This is a genomic window from Microvirga sp. VF16, assembly GCF_016864375.1.
Classification (GTDB): domain Bacteria; phylum Pseudomonadota; class Alphaproteobacteria; order Rhizobiales; family Beijerinckiaceae; genus Microvirga.
Genome location: NZ_CP069359.1, coordinates 371,572 through 391,083 on the forward strand (window position 1 = coordinate 371,572; position 19,512 = coordinate 391,083).

A 19,512-nucleotide genomic window follows, 5' to 3' on the forward strand; every position below is an offset into this window, starting at 1 on the left:
AGGACTTCTGCCGGTTGCAATGCAAGGGTGGGCCACGCGGCTGACAAGGGCCGCGTGGCGTCTTGGTCGTATGGTGTGCACGAGGCATGCGCGTTTACGCGGGTTGGAGCTCCGCGGCAGCAGGCTCACGCACCTGCAGCACCGTGAGCCGCTTGGAGTCCCCGGTGCGCGTGGTCCAATCAATCGACTTGCCGACGGAAAGTCCGATCAGGGCGGTGCCGATGGGCGTGAGCACCGAGATGCGCCCCTTTGAGATGTCGGCCTCGTTCGGGTAGACGAGGATTACCGTCTGTACCCGACCGGTGGTGTCGTCGCGGAAGTCGACCTCGCAGCCCATGCAGACGGTGTCGACGGGCTGGCGTCCCTTGGGCAGCACGTGCGCGCGGTCGAGCTCATCGGCGAGCTCGGCTGCGATCTCGGGCATGGTATGCGCGGCCGCGTTCGCGAGCACCGAGAGCTTCTCGTGGTCATTTGCTGTCAGGGTGATGCGGGGCTTGGCGCCGCCAGTGGTTCTCTTCGTCATCTCTGGTCTCCTGTTCTGTTGTGGACGCCAGCGCTGGTCATGCGGCGCTTGGTCCGGGATCGTCGTCATCGCCCTGCGGCGGATCGGGGAGCCTCTCCGGCGCGGGCCGGCGCCGCGGCGTCGGCTGGACCACCTTTCCGCCCGGCAGCTCCTCTCCGCGCGGGTCGGGCTTGGATGTCGGTTCGTTCGGGGACTGGTGTATGACACGGCCTCCTTTGCGCCGGATGGGGGTGAAGCTGAGGTTGGTCGGAGCGTCCGCGTCAGGAACTCGGGCGCAATGGGCCCCAGCTCCAGATACGACTCTTCCGCCGGCAGATCGGGCTCGGCGCCCGCCGCCAGGAATCGGTTGTGCTCCGCCAAGCGGAACACCAGCCTGAAGGAGCAATAAAGCATACCGCCGCACCGGATGCCTCAGCAGCCGGCCTCACAAGATTTGCAAAGATGGAGGGATCTTGCAGTGCCCCGAACTCGGGGCGCGGATACGCGTCGAGCTCGGGGCTACTGGCCCGCGATGAGGTTACCTGACCGGTGCAGGCCGCGATGATATTGTGCAAAGCTCAACATAATACGCTGATGCTGGTACACATTGCCGTGTTTGTCAAATCGCCGGCGCGCAGTGTGGCGGTATGTCCTGTCCCACGTTCATCATCGGGCTCACGCCAAGCATCGCTCGTCAGCACGACGTGGATGGCCTCCGCATCCTTCGCGGATCTGAGACGCGCCGCAACATCGCGGTCACGCAACCGGCGCACCACGCGAGCCAAGGCCCGCAAATGCATGGGATCATCACCATCAGGGCTCAGCAGCAGAAACACGAGATCGGCGGGAATGTCGTCCGCGGCACCGAAGTCCAGCGCAGGTTTCACACGCGCGAAGGCGCCGAGGGGGCTGTCGAGGCCGGGGATCGCAGCATGCGGGATCGCGACGCCGCGCCCGAAGCCGAAGGTAGACGCCTGGCCACGCTCCAGAACCGCGTGTCGGACCATGTCCTTGTTCAAAGTCGATCCCGCCGCACTACGGGCGAGTTCGTCGACAACATGCCGAATGTCGCGGGCGCGCAGGCGCGGGATCATGCGCGCAGGAGAAATCAGGGATGCCATCATGGTGGGTGCCATCATCAATGCCGGCCGGATCTTGGGCCGCCTCACATTCTCAGGAACAGGACACGGACAACTGCCCCGGGCGGCGTGCGCCGCCCGGGCTTACGCGCCCGTTTGGAGAGGTCCTGTCCGGAACAGCATGTGCTGCATGAGGAAGCGTGCATTCATGACGTTAAGGCAACGCTTGTCAGCGCGGTAAGTTCAAGCTCACACAGGCGGCTATCCTTAAGGTCCGTCCCACGACACATCGCCGTGCAATTACTCCCACGCATAAATGCCATTCGCTTGAACTGGTGCCGATTCAATCTATGGTGAGCACACCATGCCAAGGCTCGTTACCCCTCATCCCACCGACATCCACGCGACCCGCTGCGCCTCAGGCTCCTGAGCCGGGTGCAAGACGCCTGTCTTGCCCCGGGAGCTCTTGCCAACCAGCAATCATGCATCAGCCGATGAACGGCTCCCCGATCCGGATCTCGGCTGATCCCGGAATGTGTCCAGGCACCTGGTCCGCCTGGACGATATCTGCTTCAGGAGTATAAGTTGTCCTCATCCCGCGTTACCCCAACCGTTTCTTCGAGTGACCATCTCCGGCTGCAGAGGATCGCCTCGGCTGGCATGCGGATCCGCAGGGCGCCACCATCCGCGCAGGTCCTCGCCGCGGAGCTCGAACGGGCACGGGTGGTGAGTCCTGCCGGCCTTCCTGCGAACGTGATCTCCATGCACTCGGTTTTTGATTTCCGCGACGGGATCACCGACCAGGTCCGGCGTGCGATGCTGGTTTATCCGGGCGAGGAGGATGCCGGCGCGGGGCGCATCTCCGTGCTGTCGCCGCTCGGCGCAGCACTGATCGGCCTGGCTGAGGGGCAGTCGTTCCAATGGCGCAGCGCCACGGGTGTACGGCGGACGCTGCAGGTCATCCGCGTGGTTCATCAACCCGAGCGCGCGAACGCGTCCAGAGCCCGTCATGAGAGTGAGGCAAAAGCAGCGATACGAAGCGAGCTGGCGTGGAGGTGCCTTAGCGTCGCACCGGGCCGGAGGCATCCTCCGGCCCGGCAAAGGCTTAAGCCAGCGCCGGGGCCGACATCTGGCCGCGGGTGGCATCGATCATCCGGCGCTTCGTTCGGCGCAGCTGCTTGTCGACCTTTCCAAGCGCCAGGTCAAACGCCTGATGGCAGCCGCTGGCGGACGCCTCGGCAATGATCATCCTGAGATTGCTCACCTGGATGTTAATGGTGCAGCAGTACGAGTGCCCATCGCGCGTGAACCCAACCGTCGCATGGTTCAAGCGCCCGAAGTACGTTCCGGCGACATGCAGGAGCTTTTCCTGCACGTAATGAGGCAGGGCCTCACCAAGGTCGATGTTGGTACCGTTGATCTTGATCGCTCTGCTTGCGTCACTTGGCTTCATGGGTGTGCCTCCTTCATGGGATCGCGCGGTGAGAATTCTCCTGATGAGGCGCGCGCCTCATCGACCGCAGCGGGTGCCTGTCGTCCGGACGTCGTGGAGTGTTGGGTCTGGCCGGTTCATCGGTTCCATAGGAACACCAAGGGCACCGGGCCGCAGCCCTTGGCAAACTGCGTTTGCAGATGCTGCAGACGGCCCGACGCACGCGCCTCAGCATCATCACCCTCCTGTCGCGAGCCTTGGCTCGACGAAGTCGTTGTTGTTGTCGTGTGCAGGGGCCGCGGCGGGAAAGCGAACGTTGTCTCGCCATCGTTCATGCACTTCGGGTTCGTGGAAATCCCACCTACAGGCTCCTGCCCGGACGGGACGTGTGCGTCGCGGCGACATAGGCCGCGAGGATCAGCGTGATGGACGCGCAAAGCCCCATGATGCTGATTGACGCCGCGTAGCCGAACGTCTTGCCCAGGCTATCCCAGAAGACGAGTTGCGCAACGGTCAGCGCGATGAAGGTTGCAAGGAATGCGATGGACATGACCTCACCATTCGGCAACCTCAGCGAGGCTGCCGCTCCTGACGCTTTGATCGTATTTGCAAGGAAACCCGCACGCGCCGGATCAATCCACGCGATGGATGACAGTGAGCTTATGGCTGTTCGGGTTTTTGCCGTGTGCCAATCAGCCCCGGACTAAGGACGTCCGGGGCTCAGGATCCCGTCTTGAGACGGCCTGCGCGCAGAGCGGAAACGGTACGGATCGTGGGCATGACCTCATCAATGTCGGTTGCGCCAACTCCAGTGTCAAGGCTGAGGGCCGCGACAGAAGGCAACGTTTGACAAAGCGTCCCGCCGTCTTAAGCTTGCTGCGTTATGTTGACGTTTCCGAGACATCATCGCGGCCTTTGCCGCGCCGGAACCCTGGTCGCAGGCCAGTAACCCCGCGGTCCGGCGCTTAAGACGCGCGGGCCCGGGGTGATGAAACCTATCCGACGTTCAACCAGGCCGAGATCCGGGCGCATCGACGTCCCATGCGATGCCTTGTTCACCGTGCTTGCACGTTGGCTCAGCCATGGGCTGATCTGCGACGCGTCCGATGCGCCTGTCGCGACCGCGCGCCGTCGAAACATGGTTTGGCCAGCCCATGGTGACGTCGAAGATCGGGAGCTGCGGTGCGGCAGAGTGCAATGAGCAAAGAATCGAAGAAGAGATCCTTGAGCTACCGGGTCACCACGCCCGAGGAGCGGGCCAGGCGTCGGGACGAGACCGGGAAGCGGACCGAGCGCATCATGACACTCAAGGCGCAGGGCCTGAACTACGCCACCATCGGGATCCGCCTGGGCCTGAGTCCCAGCACCGTGAGCCGCATTGCGCGGGAATACACCCAGCAGGCGCACGATGAGAGGCTGCTGGCTGCATCAGGCACGCAGATGCCAGGTGCAGCCGGCACCTGTCATCATGTGAAGGAGAGCGATATGTCCAGTCATGCACAACGCTTGTCGAGCCAGCGCACCATGGCGCGCGTGCCGACGGCCGCCGAGGCGCTGGCCCGCGAGCTGTTCAAGCGGGTCTGCCGTGACGACACCTTTGACGACCTCAAGCGGCGCGCCGCGTTCAACCGACAGGATGCGGGTCGGCTCAGGCACTGGATCAGGGCCGCGCACGCCGTGTTGGCGAAGGCGCATCCCTATCGTCCCTGACGCCCGGCATTCAGCAACTCTCCGCGAGGCAGACGAAGCCGAGGCAAGTATTCGACACGCTGTCCAGCAAGGAACGATTCTAATGATCGCCCGAGGCGTGTCATGCATACTCTTCGGTCGCCGCGAATTCATCTACTGGTTCCACGGACATTTCGAAGCAGCTTTCAATACTTGATTTCGTCCAGGATGTACCTACATCAAAGACATCATGATTACGCTGTGTCACCTTTCAAACCTTCGCGCGGGTCGCCTCCAAGCAGGCCACTGAACCCCGAAGGCCGGCCTGCCCCATCGCGGCGGCCGCCATTCGGGGCCATGACGACTCCTGAACAACCCTCGGACCGATGACGCCCCTTTTGAGGGGCCGGCGCGGCATGCGCCCCGTCAGGATCGTCTCTCAGCCTTCTGCATGCTGCGCCGCGCGGAGGAGAAGACATGACCACAAGCTGTCGCCGCTCACCTGAGCCGCTGTCGCCGCACCTGCTGCCATCGCTGGCCCTTGGCCCATCGCCCGTTCCGGACGGCGACGGCCATATCACGCTGTTGCCGTGGCGCCTGAGGCGGGAATCCCTTGGCCGCTCGACGCAGGGCGGGCCCCACGGCGAGGGCTGCAAGTCGCAGCTTCCACCCGTAGGCAAGGCACCGCCCCCGCTCACCGTCGCGGATGTGATGACGCGCGACGTGGTCTCCGTCTCGACGGCCACGCCAGTGAGCGAGATCGCCGGCGCGCTGGCCGGCAAGCGGATCAGCGGCGTGCCGGTGGTCGGCGCCGATGGAAGCCTTCTTGGCATCGTCAGCGAGGGCGACCTGATCCGCCGGGCCGAGATCGGCACCCAGCGCCGGCGTTCCCGGTTGGCCAAGGTCTTTGCCGACATCAGTGCGGAGGCATCCGACTACGTCCGGGCTCACGGCCGCAAGGCGCGGCACGTCATGACATCGCAGGTGGTCACGGCCACCGAGGACATGACGCTCGCGGACGTCGCCGACGTCATGGAGAAGCGGCATCTCAAGCGGCTTCCCGTTGTCCGCGGAGACGTTCTCGTCGGCATTGTCAGCCGCAGCGATCTCGTCAAGGCGGTGGCGCGCCACCGCGCTCCCCTGTTCGCCGACCCTCTCACGGACGACATCATCCTGCGGGACCTGATGGCCCGCGTGAAGGGGCTGACGCCATCTCACCGGCTCATCCACATCTCGGTGCACCGTGGGAACGCGGACATTGCCGGGCTTGTGGACTCGGCGGCCGAACGCGAGGCGATCCTGGTTGCCGCCGAGAACACGCCGGGGATCCGGTCGATTCAAGACCGGATGATCCTGCGACGTCGCTCCATTTCGTGATCCCGGAGGACAATCCGATGACGCGCCTTCGTGCAATCCTCATGGCTGCCATCCTGTTCGGTGGCGTGTGCCTGGTGCTCGGCGCCCTTGGGGCGATGATAATCGAGTCCGGGAGGGTTCTCGGCATCTACGGCATGGCGGTTCTCGGCTTCGCCGCATGGGTGTCCTGGGACACGTTCCAAGGGTGCCGCGCAGGGCAAGGCGCCCCGAGGTCCAGGAGATCGCTGCCATGAGGGTCGCAGCCCCTTGCGTCTGTACCCGCTCGTGGCGGCCGTCTCCGCGGGAGACATCACGCCGGGGATGTCGTGCCTGCCCACAATGCTTGCCCTCCACAGGCACAACCGATGGAGAAGATGATGAAACGTACTGAAACTCGGACAGCCCACGGCAATCCCGCATTGAGCACCACGCCGGTTGAGCGCAGGCCAATGCGTCACGACGTGATCGACGCGACCACCAACAACCCAGCGGATCTCGACCGAAGGCTCGACTCGGCGCTGGAAGAAACCTCCCCGCCAGTGATCCCGTGTCGGTCATGTGTAGTTGACGGCGCGACTTTCATACGCCCCCTCATGCGCTTTTCGGAGCTGCCTGTGCTCGACCGGAGATTATCGAGGCGGATGCTGCGCACCGCGATTCGGCAGGAAATTTGCAGCTAGCAGCTCTTCAGCCGGTCAGCATAGGCAACTCGGGCCACCGACTCGAGAACCGTTCGATCCTAGCCGCACCGGCCGTCGATGTGCTTGCGGCCCTTGGATGCAATGAGCCTCGAGGGCGAGCGCCCTCAAGGTCGGCACCGATGCCTATTGCACCAACACATTCCGGAACTGCCACGGATCCGAGATATCGATATCTTCGGGGAAGAAGCTCGGACGGCCATCAAGCGGCGTCCAATCGGTGTAGACGCCAATCACTGGCCCAAGATAGGGCGTCTGCACTTCAAGGCAGCGGCGAAAGTCAATATCGTCCGCCCCCACGATCCCGGCATCCGGATTTTCCAAGGCCCAGACCATTCCGGCCAGCACGGCGGACGTGATCTGAAGACCGGTCGCATTCTGGTTCGGTGCCAGCTTCCGGGTCTCCTCGATGGAAAGTTGCGAGCCGTACCAGTAGGCATTCTTGCCGTGGCCGTAGAGGAGAACACCCAATTCATCGATACCGTCGACGATTTCGCTCTCGGTAAGGATGTGGAACTTATCCTGGGCGCGCCCAGCTTTTCCGAACATCTCGTGCAGCGACAGGACAGCCTCGTTACAAGGGTGATAAGCATAGTGGCAGGTGGGCCGGTAGACGACCTTGCCGTCCTTACGCACCGTGAAGAAATCCGTAATCGAGATGGCTTCGTTGTGGGTCACCAGAAAGGCATACTGTGCCTGAGCAGTCGGGGTCCAAGAACGCACGCGGGTATCAGCGCCAGGCTGAAGCAGATAGATCCCCGCTTGGCAGCCCTTATCATGGGTGCGCCCGTTCTCCGGCATCCATGTCTCGTGGGTCCCCCAACCGAGTTCTGCCGGCTGAAGGCCCTCCGATACGAAACCCTCTACAGACCACGTGTTTACGAACACACCCATCGGCTTTTCGGAGGTCGCCCGCTGCGTGTCGCGCTCGGCGATATGGATGCCCTTCACGCCGACACGCTGCATGAGACGCGCCCAATCCTCGCGGGATTTCGGCTCTTCGTGCTCAAGACCGGTATCCTTGGCGACGTTGAGCAGGGCCTGCTTCACCAACCATGAGACCATCCCAGGATTGGCGCCGCAGCACGACACGGCTGTGGTTCCGCCGGGGTTGTGGCGGCGGGCATCAAGGATGATCTCGCGCAGCGCGTAATTTGTGCGTGCTTCCGGACCTGCACTCTTGTCGAAATAGAATCCGGCCCAAGGCTCCGCAACTGTGTCGATGTACAGAGCGCCGATCTCCCGGCAGAGTTCCATGATGTCACGCGAGGACGTGTCCACCGACAAGTTCACACAGAAGCCTTGACCGCCGCCTTCCGTCAGAAGGGGCTTTAGCACATCTCGGTAATTGTCGCGGGTCAAGCCCTGATGGACAAAATGAATGCCGTTCTCGTCGAGTATGGGCCGGTAGGCATCATTGGGATCCACGACGAACAATCGTTTCTTCTCGAACTCGAAGTGGCGTTGGATCAGCGGTAACATGCCTTTTCCAATTGATCCGAAACCAATCATGACGACGGGACCATTGATCCCACCGTAAATCGGCCAGGGCTCGTACTTCATCTCGATTTTTATCCATAATTCTCACCCTCCCCTCGGGAGCGGCGATCAAAAAGTTGCGATGCGAGCGCCCGCGGACGAACGTGTCAGAAGAGCTACCTGGAGAAGTGGCAAATCGCTTATCCGTCGATGGATACGGATGCAAAGGCCGCGCGATGCCCCGAATCACATGGCAAAGCGAGAAGAGGGCAGAGCAAAGAAATGCCTGATATGCCAGGATCCAGACGGTTAACAACCGACGCTATCGAATGGGCGGAAGGATCAGGATCTTCAGCACCCGAGCTCGGGTAAAACACTTCGAGCTCGGGGCTAATGGCCCGCGATTAGTTTTCCTGCTCGGTGCAGGCAGCGACGGAAGCGTGCGAAGCGCGACATGACGTGGGGCAACCTAATAGCTTCCACACGAAAGTCAAATGGGCCAAATTCGAACAACGGCGTGCTATCATCGCCTTTCGGCGGGTATCAAGCGTCCTAGCTTTGCACCTAGACATCCTTGGAAGCATAGGCAGTTGCCGCGAAGGCCACTGCGTCTCCTGATGAGCCGGTGTCGGTCGAAGTCTACCATGTCATTTCGGTCGACAATCTGTCGCTGAAATGGAGATGAAGCACGGCACGTGTCAGTTGACATCTTGGAATGAGAGTATCGGGTTTCTAATGGGTCTGGACATCAATAGTAAGACAATGAGCGGTGCATTTTCTCACTTTAGATGTCCATAGGAGGCAGCATCATCGACGTCGCAGATGTGCACCTTTGCGCCCTCACGGACGAAGCTCCTGGCAATCTCCAAGCCGATACCGCCGGCGCCCGCGGTCACGAGAACGCGCAAACCCTGAATACCTAAATCCATTGCTGCCTCTTTCCATTGCCGAAGCGGTCTCTCGTCGTGACGAGCGATCTTGGATGGCTCCGTGAGCAGACGGGACCAGAGTTACCCGGCCCCGTCTGCAACTGCTGCGATCAGCCTTTCACGAGCGGGCAGCCGCCTTCGTTCAGGGGCCGGAAGGCCTGATCGGCCGGGATCGTGGCGAGATGCTTGTATAGGTCCCAAGGCGCCTTGGATTCGCTTGGCTTCTTGACCTCGAACAGATACATGTCGTGGATCTTGCGACCGTCCTGACGGATCATGCCCTTGCCAAACAGCGGATCGTCGGTCGGCATCTCCTTCATCTTGGCCATGACCTTCGCCGTGTCCTTGCCCTTCAGAGCTTCGACAGCCTTGAGGTAATGCAGCGCGCCAGCGTAGACGCCCGCATGGACCATGGTCGGCATCTTGCCGCCGTTCCTGTCGGCGAAGCGCTTCGCCCAGGCCCGGGTTTGGTCAGTCTGATCCCAGTAGAAGGCCTCAGTCATGACCAGACCCTGAGCCACCTGAAGACCGAGCGAATGAACATCGGTGATGAAGACGAGGAGCCCGGCGAGGCTCTGGCCGCCCTGGACGATTCCGAATTCCGCCGCCTGTTTCATCGTGTTGGTGAAATCACCGCCCGCATTCGCAAGACCGATCACCTTGGCTCCCGATGACTGCGCCTGCAGCAGGAACGATGCGAAGTCTTGGCCCGGAAAGGGATGGCGCACCGTGCCGACAATCTTGCCGCCGGCCTTTGTGACCAAGGCCGCCGTGTCACGCTCAAGGGCGTGGCCGAATGCATAATCGGCCGTGACGAAGAACCAGGTATCCCCACCGCGCTTGACCATTGCACTGCCGGTGCCGTTCGCGAGTGCCCAGGTGTCATAGGTCCAGTGAACGGTGTTGGGCGAGCATTGGGATCCAGTCAGGTCCGAGGTGCCGCCGCCTGAATTGATCAGGATCTTGTTCTTCTCCCGGGTAATGCCGTTCACGGCGAGCGCCACGGACGAGGTCGGGACGTCGAGAATGACGTCGACGCCCTCCTGATCGTACCATTGCCGGGCGATGCTGGCACCGATGTCGGGCTTGTTCTGATGGTCTGCCGCGACGATGTCGACCTTGATGCCCTTCTCGGAGGCCTTGAAGTCCTCAGCGGCCATACGCGCCGCGATCACCGATCCTTCGCCGGTCAGGTCCGAGTAGACCCCGGACCGGTCATTCAGGACGCCCAACTTGACAGAGGTTTGCGCCTGCGCCGCCCCTGTCAGGGCTATAGCGACCAGAGCGCTGAGAACGTAACGCGTCTTCATTGTTTCCTCCCTGTTTAGGACATCCATCTTAGGCATGCATGGGAACGATTGAAAAGGCGGGCAACAACCTCGCACCTTGCATTGGCGGCGAAGTGCCTGGGGGCCTGTATGGCCGCCGTCTCTTCTGCGATAGCCCGTTGGCCGCCGGGCTCAGCCACCTCGCTCAGAATGCAGTGTAATCTGGTCCTTTTGTTTGGAGCATACTGCGCGCATCGTCCGGAGTTGCGACGGTGAGGGAGAGCTCTTCCAGGATGCGGCGGATCTTACGGACCTGGTCGGCATTGGATGGCGCGAGCTCGCCCTTGCCCAGATAGAGATTGTCCTCCAGGCCCACGCGCACGTGACCGCCAAGGATGGCGCCCATGGTCACGAACGGCAGCTGGTGGCGGCCGGCGGCCAGGATGGAGAGGTAGTAGTCATTCCCGAAGAGGCGGTCGGCGGTCGCCTTCATGTGCATAAGGTTTTCCGGCTCAGGCCCGATGCCGCCGAGGATCCCGAAGATCGCCTGCACGAAGAAGGGCGGCTGCACGAGCCCACGATCGGCAAAATGGGCGAGATTGTAGAGGTGGCCAACGTCGTAGCACTCGAACTCGAAGCGGGTGCCAAGGGCGCCAAGTTCGGTCATTCCCCGCTCGATTTGCGCGAACGTATTGGACAGGATGAAGTCCTTCGTCATCTCCAGATAGGGCTTTTCCCAATCGTTCTTGAACGATGCGATGCGCCCACTGGCACCCGAAATGTTGAAGTTGAACGATCCCATGTTCATCGAGGCGATCTCGGGCTGCGCCCATTTGGCCGCGGCGAGACGCTCATCGAGTGACATCCCGAGCCCTCCGCCAGTGGTGATGTTCACGATGGCATTGCAGCCCTCCTTGATGGCCGGTAGGAACTGCCCGAACACCTCAGGGCTCTGCGTCGGCCGGCCGGTCTGCGGATCCCGGGCGTGCAGGTGAAGAATCGCAGCACCGGCCTCGGCCGCGTCGATGGCGCTCTCGGCGATCTGCTGCGGCGTGACCGGCAGATAGGGTGACATGCTCGGGGTATGGATGGATCCGGTGATCGCACAGCTGATGATGACTTTATCGGATCGCTTCATTGAAACCTCCCGGGCCGGAAGCCGCCTCGTTGATTAAGAAGGATTGCAAAGGTATGCCGGGCGGCAGGCGCCGGTCCATAGAGTGTTATGACAAGGACGATCCAAGCAGGCTCACAGTTCAAATCTTGCGACGAGGACGGCAACGGAATGGTCTCGAAGAGCCCAGTTGGGTCAGACATTCACATTCCGGTCGCTCGACAAAGGTCGGCTTTTAGGCGCCAAAGCAGACCAAGCTCTTTGGTCCGGGGGTGCCAGAAGGCGACATTCGGGAAAGCTGATCCACATTTTCGAGAAGGCCAACGATGGAACAGCCTACCTTAGGCCATATCATCGCTGGCCGCCGTTCAACGCAACCTTGAACTCGGCCTGGGTCTTGGCCTTGATCTCATCGAGGGTGACGCCGTCGGCGAGCTCGATCAGGGTCATGCCGGTGCCGCCCTTCTTGTCGATGGCAAACACGCCCAGATCGGTGATCACGAGATCGACCACGCCGGTGCCGGTGAGCGGCAGGTTGCACGCCGTCAGGAGCTTGGGATCCTCCGAGCCGTCCTTGGCCTTGGCCACATGCTCCATGACCACGACGACGCGCTTGACGCCCGCCACCAGATCCATGGCGCCGCCCATGCCCTTCACCATCTTGCCCGGGATCATCCAGTTGGCGAGATCGCCGTTCTCGGCCACCTGCATGGCGCCCAGGATCGACAGGTCGATATGGCCGCCGCGGATCATGCCGAAGGAATCCGCAGACGAGAAATAGCTCGTGGTCGGCAGCTCGGTGATCGTCTGCTTGCCGGCATTGATCAGGTCCGCGTCCTCCTCGCCCTCATAGGGGAATGGGCCCATGCCGAGCATGCCGTTCTCCGACTGCAGCTGCACGCGCATGCCCTTCGGGATGTAGTTCGACACCAGCGTCGGAATGCCGATGCCGAGATTGACGTAGAAGCCGTCGCGCAGCTCCTTGGCCGCACGGGCGGCCATCTGGTCACGGGTCCAGGCCATCAGACTTCCTCTCCTGCTCCGGCAGGCGCGGCCTCGGCGCGCTTGCGGGTCGTGCGTTGCTCGATGTGTTTGACCGGGTTCGGCACATGCACCATGCGCTTGACGAAGATGCCCGGCGTGTGGATGCCATCCGGGTCGATCTCACCGGCTTCGACCAGATGCTCGACCTCGGCGATGGTGAGGCGCGAAGCGGTCGCCATCATCGGGTTAAAGTTGCGCGCAGTCTTGCGGTAGACGAGGTTGCCTTCCCGATCGCCCTTCCAGGCATGGACGATGGAGATATCGGCGAACAGGCCGGTCTCCATGACGTATTGCTCGCCGTTGAACGCGCGCACCTCCTTGCCCTCGGCAATCAGCGTGCCGACGCCGGTCTTGGTGTAGAAGGCCGGGATGCCGGCGCCGCCGGCGCGGATGCGCTCGGCCAGCGTGCCCTGCGGGTTGAATTCCAGCTCCAGCTCGCCGGAGAGGTACTGCTGGGCGAACAGCTTATTCTCGCCCACGTAGGAGGAGATCATCTTGCGGATCTGGCGGGTCTCGAGCAGGCGGCCGAGGCCGATGCCGTCCACGCCCGCATTGTTGGAGATGAAGGTCAGGCCCTTCGCCCCCGAATCACGGATTGCCTCGATCAGCGTCTCCGGAATGCCGCACAGGCCGAAGCCGCCCGCCATGATGGTGATGCCGTCCTTGACCGCGCCGGCCAGCGCTGCACGCGCATCGCTGTAAACCTTATCCATTCAATCGTCTCCCGAGGTGTACTAGAATGCTCACATATTCACGTAATTCGGCCCGCCACCGCCCTCGGGCGTGGTCCAGTTGATGTTCTGGTTCGGATCCTTGATATCGCAGGTCGGCATTATCAACCAAAGACAGCTTTTCCTTTGCAGCTAAGCTTTTGCGTGAGATTCTGACCCCGTGATCGTTAGCGGGATCGGGAGGTCAGCATGGATCTGTCTGTACGCGAGGTGCTGGCGAGGATCATCACCGTTCCGGACATGGTGAGAGCCTTCCGGGATGAACACCATTGCCGGCGATTGCTCGAGGCGATGGTCTGGCCCGGTGGTCGAATATGTCCTGCCTGTGGCTATCGCCGCTCTATCGCTCTGACCAGCCGGGAGAGCGGGAAGCGAGCACGGCCCGGACTCTATCAATGCTCGAGTGGCACCTGCCGGTTTCAGTTCACCGTCACGACCCGCACACCTCTGCACGCGACGAAACTCCCTTTGCGGACTTGGCTCTCTGGCCTCTGGCTGATGCTGCAGTCGGACAAGGGGATTTCCTCCATCCGTCTGGCGGAAGCGCTTGGCGTCAGCCAGCCGACGGCCTGGCGTATGGGCCACGCCTTGCGTCTGATGGTCGGACGCGAGCACGCCCTTGATGGTGTGGTCGAGATCGACAGCCTCTATGTGGGCGGCAAGCCGCGGCGGGATCCGAACTATTCTCCACCCGGCCGTGGACGTAAAGGTGAGCCGAAAACCTTGAAAACACCGGCACTCGTGGCCGTGCAGCGGCCGCCGGATGTGAGCGTCGGCGCAAGATCTGGCGAGGTTCGGGCAGCGGTGATTGAGGACCTTTCGCAGTCTGAGGCCGATCGGGTTCTCACGGAGGCGGTCGAGCCCAGCGCACATTTGATGAGCGATGAGTGGAAGGCGTTTGTGTCCCTTGGCAGCGCCTTCGCGGCCCACGACACGGTCCACCATAAGGCTCGCGAGTATGCGCGTGGTTCGGTTCACATCAACTCGGCGGAGGGCTTCAACGACCGGATCCGCCGCACCGTCTCAGGCGTATTCCATCACATCAGTCCGCATTTGGCGGACCTCTACTTCAACGAGATTGGCTTTCGCTGGGCGCAGCGTGTCGTCACGGGCCAAGCACCCCGTCGCACACGCAAGGGGCGGCAGGTCACCAAGACCTTGTGGGCGAGAGTACCGCCTGCACTTCAACTTCCAGCCGTGTTCCGCTCAGCGGTTGGACGCGAGATGCGCCGAACGAAAGCCGGCGGCATCGACCTTCTCTCGAAAGTAGCTGTCTTTGGTTGATAATGCCGGCGTATAATCAGGAACAGATCTTGCGCTGACCCCCCTTTAGCAAGCTCCAGTGCAATATCCTCCCGTTCTCGGAAGGAAAGATAACGCCCCGTTCGCGGCTTCGCCCATGGAGCCAGATGTGTCGGTGGCATTCCTCCTGCACCTCGAAACCAGCGTGGACCGAGCGGGGCGGATACTCCGGCATCCAACGCAGCCTCCTCGCTCGAACGCCCCAAGGCAATAGCTTGCCAGAAACGGACGCGCTCATCACGCTGCCATGCCGATGGACGCCCTGGGGAACGCTCTTTCTCTCGGGTGCATCGATCCGATGCGCGCTTACCAACGGTCATTGCAATCTCCAATTCGTTGGTGTTGCGACGACCGGTTGAATCCGCCCAATACGCGGCTGAGGCGTATGCCCAGCAACTGGCTCGCATGGGCGCCAAGCCATCGATGAGCCGGACCGGCTGCTGCTATGACAATGCCCCGATGGAATCCTTCTTCCATTCCTTGAAGGTCGAGTTGGTCCATCAGCGTCGTTGGACGACCCGCGAGGAGGCACGACGGGACCTGTTCGTTTATATCGAGAGCTACTACAATCGGCAGCGCATCCACTCGGCGCTCGGGTATCTCACACCCGAACAGGCCGAGCGGAAAATGAACTAACCCGGTGTCCGCGCAATCGGGGGAAGATCAGCAGCAGGAATTCCTCGCCGCCGGTCCGGCCCAGATCATCCTGGGCCCGCACCTTCTCTCGGCAGGAGCGCGCGAAATGCTCAAGGACGGCATCGCCCGCCTCGTGCCCATGGGCATCGTTGATAGCCTTGAAGTGGTCGATGTCGATCACGGCAACGCACAAGCCGGATCCCGTATCCTCGTTGGCGGCGAGCGCCTCGTCGAGCAGTCCTAGGATTTGGCGGCAGTTCGGCAATCCCGTGAGCTGATCGGTCTGGGATGCCTTGAGAGCTGGCACACACGGATCACCCCCTCGGGGCAGGCGAAAAGGAGGTCAACGTGAGCGACCCTGCCAAGACCATTCCAACCACATCGGGCCATGGCATCATAGCAATCAACAATCATGATCCCGCGGATATTTTCCTGAAGCTCGACTCACCCGTAGCCGTAACTCTCTTGCGATCATCGACAGTTCGGGCCGCATCTCCGCGAGTTCCCTCTGGATGTTCTCATGCTGGTCGGCAAGCCGATGGAACTTGACCCTAAGTTCGGTGTCTGTCCATCGTTCCCCACCATTGCCACCGCCATTCTCCCTGCGGGTGCCGGAAGGGACGATGATTTCGTACATCCTCGTCAGCGTTTTCGGCCCCATCCCCGGAACCTTGAGCCACTCATGTTCGGGAATGCTGAGAATGTCCCTGGCACTCGGGTTCCGACCGGAGAACTCGTCCAGGATCGACTCCCTCACGGTCTTGGTGAACAAATGTAACGGAAACGGGTCATCCAGCTCCATCTCGGTCCCTCATGGTTCTTGCTCCGACATTCTTGTTGGAGAACGGAACTCCCTGCGGGCAGGGCCGGACCGGGATGCCGCATTCGGTCCGAACGGGCTTCAACTGATTCCGGGTGGATATCGCAACCAGGATGGACGCCCTCGTGCGGCACATGGATTCGCAAAGACGGAGTGCCAACGTAATCAACATCCGATCACACCTCTCTGAAGCTGCGGCGGAAGGCGTCGAAGAACGGCTCGAACAGGTACTGGAACATCGTCCGCTCGCGGGTGACGATAATGACCTCGGCGGGCATTCCAGGAACCAGTTCGAGGCTCGCGTCGAGGCGGCGGAGCTGCTCACGGTCCACCTCCACCCGCGCCAGGTAATAGGCCTGACCCGCCTTCTCGTCGATGACCCGGTCCGCCGACACCGAACGGACTTTTCCCTCGATGCGGGGCAAACCGCGGCTCGAGAACGCCGACAGGTGGATCTGGGCCGAGAGCCCCTCGTGAACGACGTCGATGTCCACCACGGGCACCCGCGCATCAATCAGCAGGGCATCCTCGGATGGCACGACGTCGAGGATCGCCTCGCCTTGGCGTACGATGCCGCCCTCGGTCGTGAACCGCATGTTCACCACGCTGCCCGAGACGGGTGCCGTCACCACCGTGCGCTTCAGGATGTCCTCGCTGGCCGAGAGGCGTTCGCGCACCGATGCCAGCTCGGCCCTGGCCTGCACGAGTTGGGACGCGATCTGGTCGGACCGCTCGGCATCGAGCGACAGGGACTCGAGTTGGGTCTCGCCGATCTGCTGCCTCAAGCGCGCCATGTTGGACAGGTACTCACCGCGACGCCCATCGATCTCGGCCTGCATGCGTTGCAGGCGCAGGACCTCCGGCTTGGCGATGATCTGCTTGCGCTGGAGTTCCTCCTTGCCCTCGAGTTCCTCGGAGATCAATGCGAACTGGCGGGCCGCACTCCCGGCCTGGGCCTCGAACCCCTTGATCTGCTCCTCGAGCTGCTCGATGCGCTGGGCGAGGACGCGCTTCCGCGCCAGGTGGGTTTCCCGGCGCGCCCTGAACAGGTCGCCCTGGGCACGGATCACAAGCGCCGCCCTGGCGTCCTTCATGTCGCCCTGGAACTCCGGCGGGACCGCGAAGGTCGCGCTGTTGGCCTGCTCGGCCTCAAGCCGCAGGACGGTCGCCAGGAGCGTCCGGTACTGCGACGCGAGCATGTCGTGCGTCGCCTTGGGCTGGATGTTCTCGAGCACGAGAAGCGGTTGATCGGCCTTCACCTCGTCGCCGTCGCGGACGAGCAGCTTGCCGATGATCCCGCCCTCCAGGTGCTGGACCGTCTTCCGGCTGCCGTCGGGGCTGATGACCCCCGGGGCCACCGAGCCACCCGCGATCGGCGCGACGGCGCCCCACGCGCCGAAGCCCACGAAGTAGATCAGGCTCAACGCGAAGGCGACCCGGATCGGTCGGCGGATGCCGTCCCGCAATGACGCGGCATCGTCAGCGCGCGCGGAACGGAGCCACCTGACCTGCCGTTCATTCGGGTTCGCAAGAAGCTGTCCAGTGCTCATCCGTCATTTGCCTCGTACAAGAGATTGCGCCGTCCGCTCCGTCTGCCGCCTATGAGGCATCGCTGCGTGTCGCATCGGGTTCATCCGGGGTCGTTTGCAATGCCGAAGCCACGGCGGCCAAGCCATGCCGGGCAACGGCGGCCGGCTTGTGCATCGGGACCGGGGTCGACTTCCCGCCCGTGCTCGCCCCACGCATGCGCTGGAGCACCTCGTCGCGGGGCCCGAAGAGCTCGACCTTTCCGTCGCGCAGCAGCAGGACCTTGGTCGCCTGTGCCAGGGTCGAGGGCCGATGGCCGACGATGATCAGGGCCGCTCCCTGCTCCTTCAGCTCGCTCACGGCCGCCGCCAGCGCGGACTCGCCCGCCTGGTCGAGATTCGCGTTCGGCTCGTCGAGGATGATCAGCCGCGGATTGCCGTAGATGGCGCGGGCAAGGCCGATGCGCTGACGCTGCCCGCCCGAGAGCCTCGCGCCGGCATCGCCGATCTGCGTCTTGTAGCCCTCCGGGAGCTGCTGGATCATCTCGTGGGCATGCGCCAGGGTCGCGGCGGCGATGATGGAGTCATCGTCGGCGTCGGGGTGGAAACGGGCGATGTTCTCCGCCACCGTCCCCGCGAACAGCTCGACGTCCTGTGGCAGGTATCCGATGTGCTGGCCGAGCTGGTCGGGATCCCAATGTCCCAGCTCGGAGCCGTCGAGGCGGATCTTGCCCGCGCTCGGCAGGGCAATCCCGACGAGCAGGCGGCACAGGGTGCTCTTGCCGCCGGCCGATGGACCGATCACGGCGATCGCCTCGCCCGGCCTGGCATTGAACGAGACACCTTGCAGGACCGGAGCCTTCGCATTGGCGGGGCCGTAGCTGACATGGTCGACACTCAGATGCCCGAGCGGGGTCGGCAGGCGGATGCGTTCGCTCTCGGGCGGCAACGCCTGCAACCGCGCCTTGAGGCGGGCGTAGGCGATGCGCGCGTTGCCGAAGTGGCGCCATGAGGTCATCGCGAGTTCCACCGGGGCGAGGGCACGGGAGAGCAGGATCGAGGAGGCGATCATCGCACCGCCCGAGATCTCGCTCTTCAGGACCAGCATGGCGCCGAGGCCGAGGATGGCCGTCTGCACGAAGTACCGGACGAACTTTGTCATCCCCAGCAGGATGCCGCCCCGTTCGGCCGACCGCAGGGTCGCCATCAAGGCCGCCTGGTTGGTCCGGCGCCAGCGCTCGGTGAGCATCGGCAGCATGCCCATGGCCCTGACGACCTCCGCGTTCCTTATCGTTGCCTCGGCCTGCTGCGAGGCCGCGATCTGCGCCACATTGCTGGTGGCGTTCGGCTTCCTAGTGACATACTCGTTGGCGACGCTCAGTCCCAGGAGAACCACGGCCGATCCCGCCGCCATGATCCCGAGTGTCGGATGCAATGCCCAGATGACGAGCAGGAAGACCGGTGTCCACGGGGCATCGAAGAACACCGTCAGTCCCTGCGATGCCATGAACGCCTGGATCTGGGAGATGTCGCGTAGCCCCTGCCCGCCCGAACCTTCTCCGAGAAGCCTGGCGCGCACGCCATTCTCGAGGACGACCGGGCCCAGGCGGTCGTTGAACCAGATGCTCATGCGCGCCGTCACGGTCGACCGCAGCGTGTCGATCGCCGCGAGGAGCATCAGGGACACGGCCGCGATCAGGGTGATCATGGCCAGCGTCTCGAGCCTGCCCGAGGTCAGGACCCGGTCGTAGACCTGGATCATGTACAGCGGGGACGTCAGCATGAGCAGGTTGATGACCAGGCTGAACCCCGCCAGCACCCATGCGGTGGAACGGCAGGCGGCGAGCGCCTGCTGTAGGTCGGTTGCTTGGCGCCGCTGCGCCGTGGATCGTTTCATCGCCATTCATGCATCTCCGAGGCGTTCCCGC

18 protein-coding genes and 4 pseudogenes are annotated in these 19,512 nt (G+C 62.8%); 7 read left to right on the forward strand and 15 right to left on the reverse strand.

Annotated elements, in window-relative coordinates:
* Window positions 1-94: 94 nt before the first annotated feature.
* Window positions 95-523 carry a nucleoside diphosphate kinase regulator gene (rnk, locus tag JO965_RS47155; protein ID WP_203448148.1) on the reverse strand — a complete coding sequence of 143 codons (429 nt, stop codon included), beginning with the start codon at window positions 521-523 and terminating at the stop codon, window positions 95-97.
* A gap of 557 nt (window positions 524-1,080) precedes the next feature.
* Window positions 1,081-1,626, reverse strand: a complete 546-nt coding sequence (locus JO965_RS47160) for a PTS sugar transporter subunit IIA (RefSeq protein WP_203448150.1) — start codon at window positions 1,624-1,626, stop codon at window positions 1,081-1,083.
* Between the two features lie 540 nt (window positions 1,627-2,166).
* On the opposite strand from JO965_RS47160, the pseudogene rnk (JO965_RS47165) reads away from it, so the two are divergent.
* A pseudogene (rnk, locus tag JO965_RS47165) lies at window positions 2,167-2,568 on the forward strand (nucleoside diphosphate kinase regulator); the annotation flags it as partial.
* Window positions 2,569-2,686: 118 nt separating this feature from the next.
* Here the strand turns inward: rnk (JO965_RS47165) and hpf are convergent.
* Complete coding sequence (gene hpf, locus JO965_RS47170; protein ID WP_203448152.1) at window positions 2,687-3,034, reverse strand: ribosome hibernation-promoting factor, HPF/YfiA family; 348 nt, start codon at window positions 3,032-3,034, stop codon at window positions 2,687-2,689.
* A 340-nt stretch (window positions 3,035-3,374) separates the two neighbouring features.
* Window positions 3,375-3,563, reverse strand: a complete 189-nt coding sequence (locus JO965_RS47175; protein WP_203448154.1) for a hypothetical protein — start codon at window positions 3,561-3,563, stop codon at window positions 3,375-3,377.
* 647 nt (window positions 3,564-4,210) lie between these two features.
* Here JO965_RS47175 and JO965_RS47180 point away from each other — a divergent pair.
* From JO965_RS47180 to JO965_RS47195, 4 genes are all read left to right on the forward strand, one after another.
* Window positions 4,211-4,723, forward strand: coding sequence for a helix-turn-helix domain-containing protein (locus JO965_RS47180; protein ID WP_203448156.1), 513 nt, complete (start codon window positions 4,211-4,213; stop codon window positions 4,721-4,723).
* A 435-nt stretch (window positions 4,724-5,158) separates the two neighbouring features.
* On the forward strand, window positions 5,159-6,058 hold the full coding sequence (locus JO965_RS47185) for a CBS domain-containing protein (RefSeq protein WP_203448158.1): 900 nt from the start codon (window positions 5,159-5,161) through the stop codon (window positions 6,056-6,058).
* A gap of 17 nt (window positions 6,059-6,075) precedes the next feature.
* Window positions 6,076-6,291, forward strand: coding sequence for a hypothetical protein (locus JO965_RS47190; RefSeq protein ID WP_203448160.1), 216 nt, complete (start codon window positions 6,076-6,078; stop codon window positions 6,289-6,291).
* A gap of 120 nt (window positions 6,292-6,411) precedes the next feature.
* On the forward strand, window positions 6,412-6,717 hold the full coding sequence (locus tag JO965_RS47195; protein ID WP_203448162.1) for a hypothetical protein: 306 nt from the start codon (window positions 6,412-6,414) through the stop codon (window positions 6,715-6,717).
* A 144-nt stretch (window positions 6,718-6,861) separates the two neighbouring features.
* On the opposite strand, the gene JO965_RS47200 is transcribed toward JO965_RS47195, so the two are convergent.
* The 7 genes and pseudogenes from JO965_RS47200 to JO965_RS50005 form a co-directional block, all read right to left on the reverse strand.
* Window positions 6,862-8,298, reverse strand: a complete 1,437-nt coding sequence (locus JO965_RS47200; protein WP_203448164.1) for a homospermidine synthase — start codon at window positions 8,296-8,298, stop codon at window positions 6,862-6,864.
* 716 nt (window positions 8,299-9,014) lie between these two features.
* Window positions 9,015-9,143 (reverse strand): annotated as a pseudogene (locus tag JO965_RS47205) (SDR family NAD(P)-dependent oxidoreductase); the annotation flags it as partial.
* A 110-nt stretch (window positions 9,144-9,253) separates the two neighbouring features.
* The gene (locus JO965_RS47210) at window positions 9,254-10,453 is read right to left on the reverse strand and encodes an ABC transporter substrate-binding protein (protein WP_203448166.1); all 1,200 of its coding nucleotides are present in this window, start codon (window positions 10,451-10,453) and stop codon (window positions 9,254-9,256) included.
* A gap of 163 nt (window positions 10,454-10,616) precedes the next feature.
* Window positions 10,617-11,549: a 3-keto-5-aminohexanoate cleavage protein gene (locus tag JO965_RS47215; protein WP_203448168.1), complete on the reverse strand. Its 933-nt coding sequence runs from the start codon at window positions 11,547-11,549 to the stop codon at window positions 10,617-10,619.
* A 327-nt stretch (window positions 11,550-11,876) separates the two neighbouring features.
* Window positions 11,877-12,548 (reverse strand): 3-oxoacid CoA-transferase subunit B, encoded by a 672-nt coding sequence (locus JO965_RS47220; RefSeq protein ID WP_203448170.1) that lies wholly within the window; start codon window positions 12,546-12,548, stop codon window positions 11,877-11,879.
* Window positions 12,548-13,282, reverse strand: a complete 735-nt coding sequence (locus JO965_RS47225; protein ID WP_203448172.1) for a CoA transferase subunit A — start codon at window positions 13,280-13,282, stop codon at window positions 12,548-12,550. Before JO965_RS47225 ends, JO965_RS47220 begins: the two co-directional genes overlap by 1 nt.
* Window positions 13,283-13,312: 30 nt before the next feature.
* A pseudogene (locus JO965_RS50005) lies at window positions 13,313-13,396 on the reverse strand (4Fe-4S dicluster domain-containing protein); the annotation flags it as partial.
* A 93-nt stretch (window positions 13,397-13,489) separates the two neighbouring features.
* Between JO965_RS50005 and JO965_RS47235 the strand changes: the two are divergent.
* Window positions 13,490-14,584, forward strand: a complete 1,095-nt coding sequence (locus tag JO965_RS47235; protein ID WP_203448176.1) for an IS1595 family transposase — start codon at window positions 13,490-13,492, stop codon at window positions 14,582-14,584.
* A gap of 381 nt (window positions 14,585-14,965) precedes the next feature.
* Window positions 14,966-15,238 (forward strand): annotated as a pseudogene (locus tag JO965_RS47240) (IS3 family transposase); the annotation flags it as partial.
* On the opposite strand, the gene JO965_RS47245 reads toward JO965_RS47240, so the two are convergent.
* The 4 genes from JO965_RS47245 to JO965_RS47260 all read right to left on the reverse strand — a co-directional run bounded on the left by JO965_RS47245 (window position 15,204) and on the right by JO965_RS47260 (window position 19,487).
* Window positions 15,204-15,545, reverse strand: a complete 342-nt coding sequence (locus JO965_RS47245; protein WP_246777355.1) for a GGDEF domain-containing protein — start codon at window positions 15,543-15,545, stop codon at window positions 15,204-15,206. The pseudogene JO965_RS47240 and the gene JO965_RS47245 overlap by 35 nt on opposite strands.
* Window positions 15,546-15,641: 96 nt before the next feature.
* Window positions 15,642-16,040: a hypothetical protein gene (locus tag JO965_RS47250; RefSeq protein WP_203448178.1), complete on the reverse strand. Its 399-nt coding sequence runs from the start codon at window positions 16,038-16,040 to the stop codon at window positions 15,642-15,644.
* Between the two features lie 194 nt (window positions 16,041-16,234).
* A complete protein-coding gene (locus JO965_RS47255) occupies window positions 16,235-17,608 on the reverse strand; it encodes an HlyD family type I secretion periplasmic adaptor subunit (protein WP_203448180.1) in 1,374 nt (457 codons plus the stop codon).
* A 49-nt stretch (window positions 17,609-17,657) separates the two neighbouring features.
* Window positions 17,658-19,487 carry a type I secretion system permease/ATPase gene (locus tag JO965_RS47260; protein WP_203448182.1) on the reverse strand — a complete coding sequence of 610 codons (1,830 nt, stop codon included), beginning with the start codon at window positions 19,485-19,487 and terminating at the stop codon, window positions 17,658-17,660.
* Window positions 19,488-19,512: the final 25 nt, after the last annotated feature.

Excerpts from the sequence above, each read along its gene's own strand:
- hpf (WP_203448152.1), bottom strand. The coding sequence starts at position 3,034 with ATGAAGCCAAGTGACGCAAGCAGAGCGATCAAGATCAACGGTACCAAC.
- rnk (WP_203448148.1), bottom strand. The coding sequence starts at position 523 with ATGACGAAGAGAACCACTGGCGGCGCCAAGCCCCGCATCACCCTGACA.
- JO965_RS47200 (WP_203448164.1), bottom strand. The coding sequence starts at position 8,298 with ATGAAGTACGAGCCCTGGCCGATTTACGGTGGGATCAATGGTCCCGTC.
- JO965_RS47210 (WP_203448166.1), bottom strand. The coding sequence starts at position 10,453 with ATGAAGACGCGTTACGTTCTCAGCGCTCTGGTCGCTATAGCCCTGACA.
- JO965_RS47260 (WP_203448182.1), bottom strand. The coding sequence starts at position 19,487 with ATGGCGATGAAACGATCCACGGCGCAGCGGCGCCAAGCAACCGACCTA.
- JO965_RS47235 (WP_203448176.1), top strand. The coding sequence starts at position 13,490 with ATGGATCTGTCTGTACGCGAGGTGCTGGCGAGGATCATCACCGTTCCG.
- JO965_RS47175 (WP_203448154.1), bottom strand. The coding sequence starts at position 3,563 with ATGTCCATCGCATTCCTTGCAACCTTCATCGCGCTGACCGTTGCGCAA.
- JO965_RS47195 (WP_203448162.1), top strand. The coding sequence starts at position 6,412 with ATGATGAAACGTACTGAAACTCGGACAGCCCACGGCAATCCCGCATTG.
- JO965_RS47255 (WP_203448180.1), bottom strand. The coding sequence starts at position 17,608 with ATGAGCACTGGACAGCTTCTTGCGAACCCGAATGAACGGCAGGTCAGG.
- JO965_RS47215 (WP_203448168.1), bottom strand. The coding sequence starts at position 11,549 with ATGAAGCGATCCGATAAAGTCATCATCAGCTGTGCGATCACCGGATCC.
- JO965_RS47190 (WP_203448160.1), top strand. The coding sequence starts at position 6,076 with ATGACGCGCCTTCGTGCAATCCTCATGGCTGCCATCCTGTTCGGTGGC.
- JO965_RS47185 (WP_203448158.1), top strand. The coding sequence starts at position 5,159 with ATGACCACAAGCTGTCGCCGCTCACCTGAGCCGCTGTCGCCGCACCTG.
- JO965_RS47180 (WP_203448156.1), top strand. The coding sequence starts at position 4,211 with ATGAGCAAAGAATCGAAGAAGAGATCCTTGAGCTACCGGGTCACCACG.
- JO965_RS47225 (WP_203448172.1), bottom strand. The coding sequence starts at position 13,282 with ATGGATAAGGTTTACAGCGATGCGCGTGCAGCGCTGGCCGGCGCGGTC.
- JO965_RS47250 (WP_203448178.1), bottom strand. The coding sequence starts at position 16,040 with ATGGAGCTGGATGACCCGTTTCCGTTACATTTGTTCACCAAGACCGTG.
- JO965_RS47160 (WP_203448150.1), bottom strand. The coding sequence starts at position 1,626 with ATGATGGCATCCCTGATTTCTCCTGCGCGCATGATCCCGCGCCTGCGC.
- JO965_RS47220 (WP_203448170.1), bottom strand. The coding sequence starts at position 12,548 with ATGGCCTGGACCCGTGACCAGATGGCCGCCCGTGCGGCCAAGGAGCTG.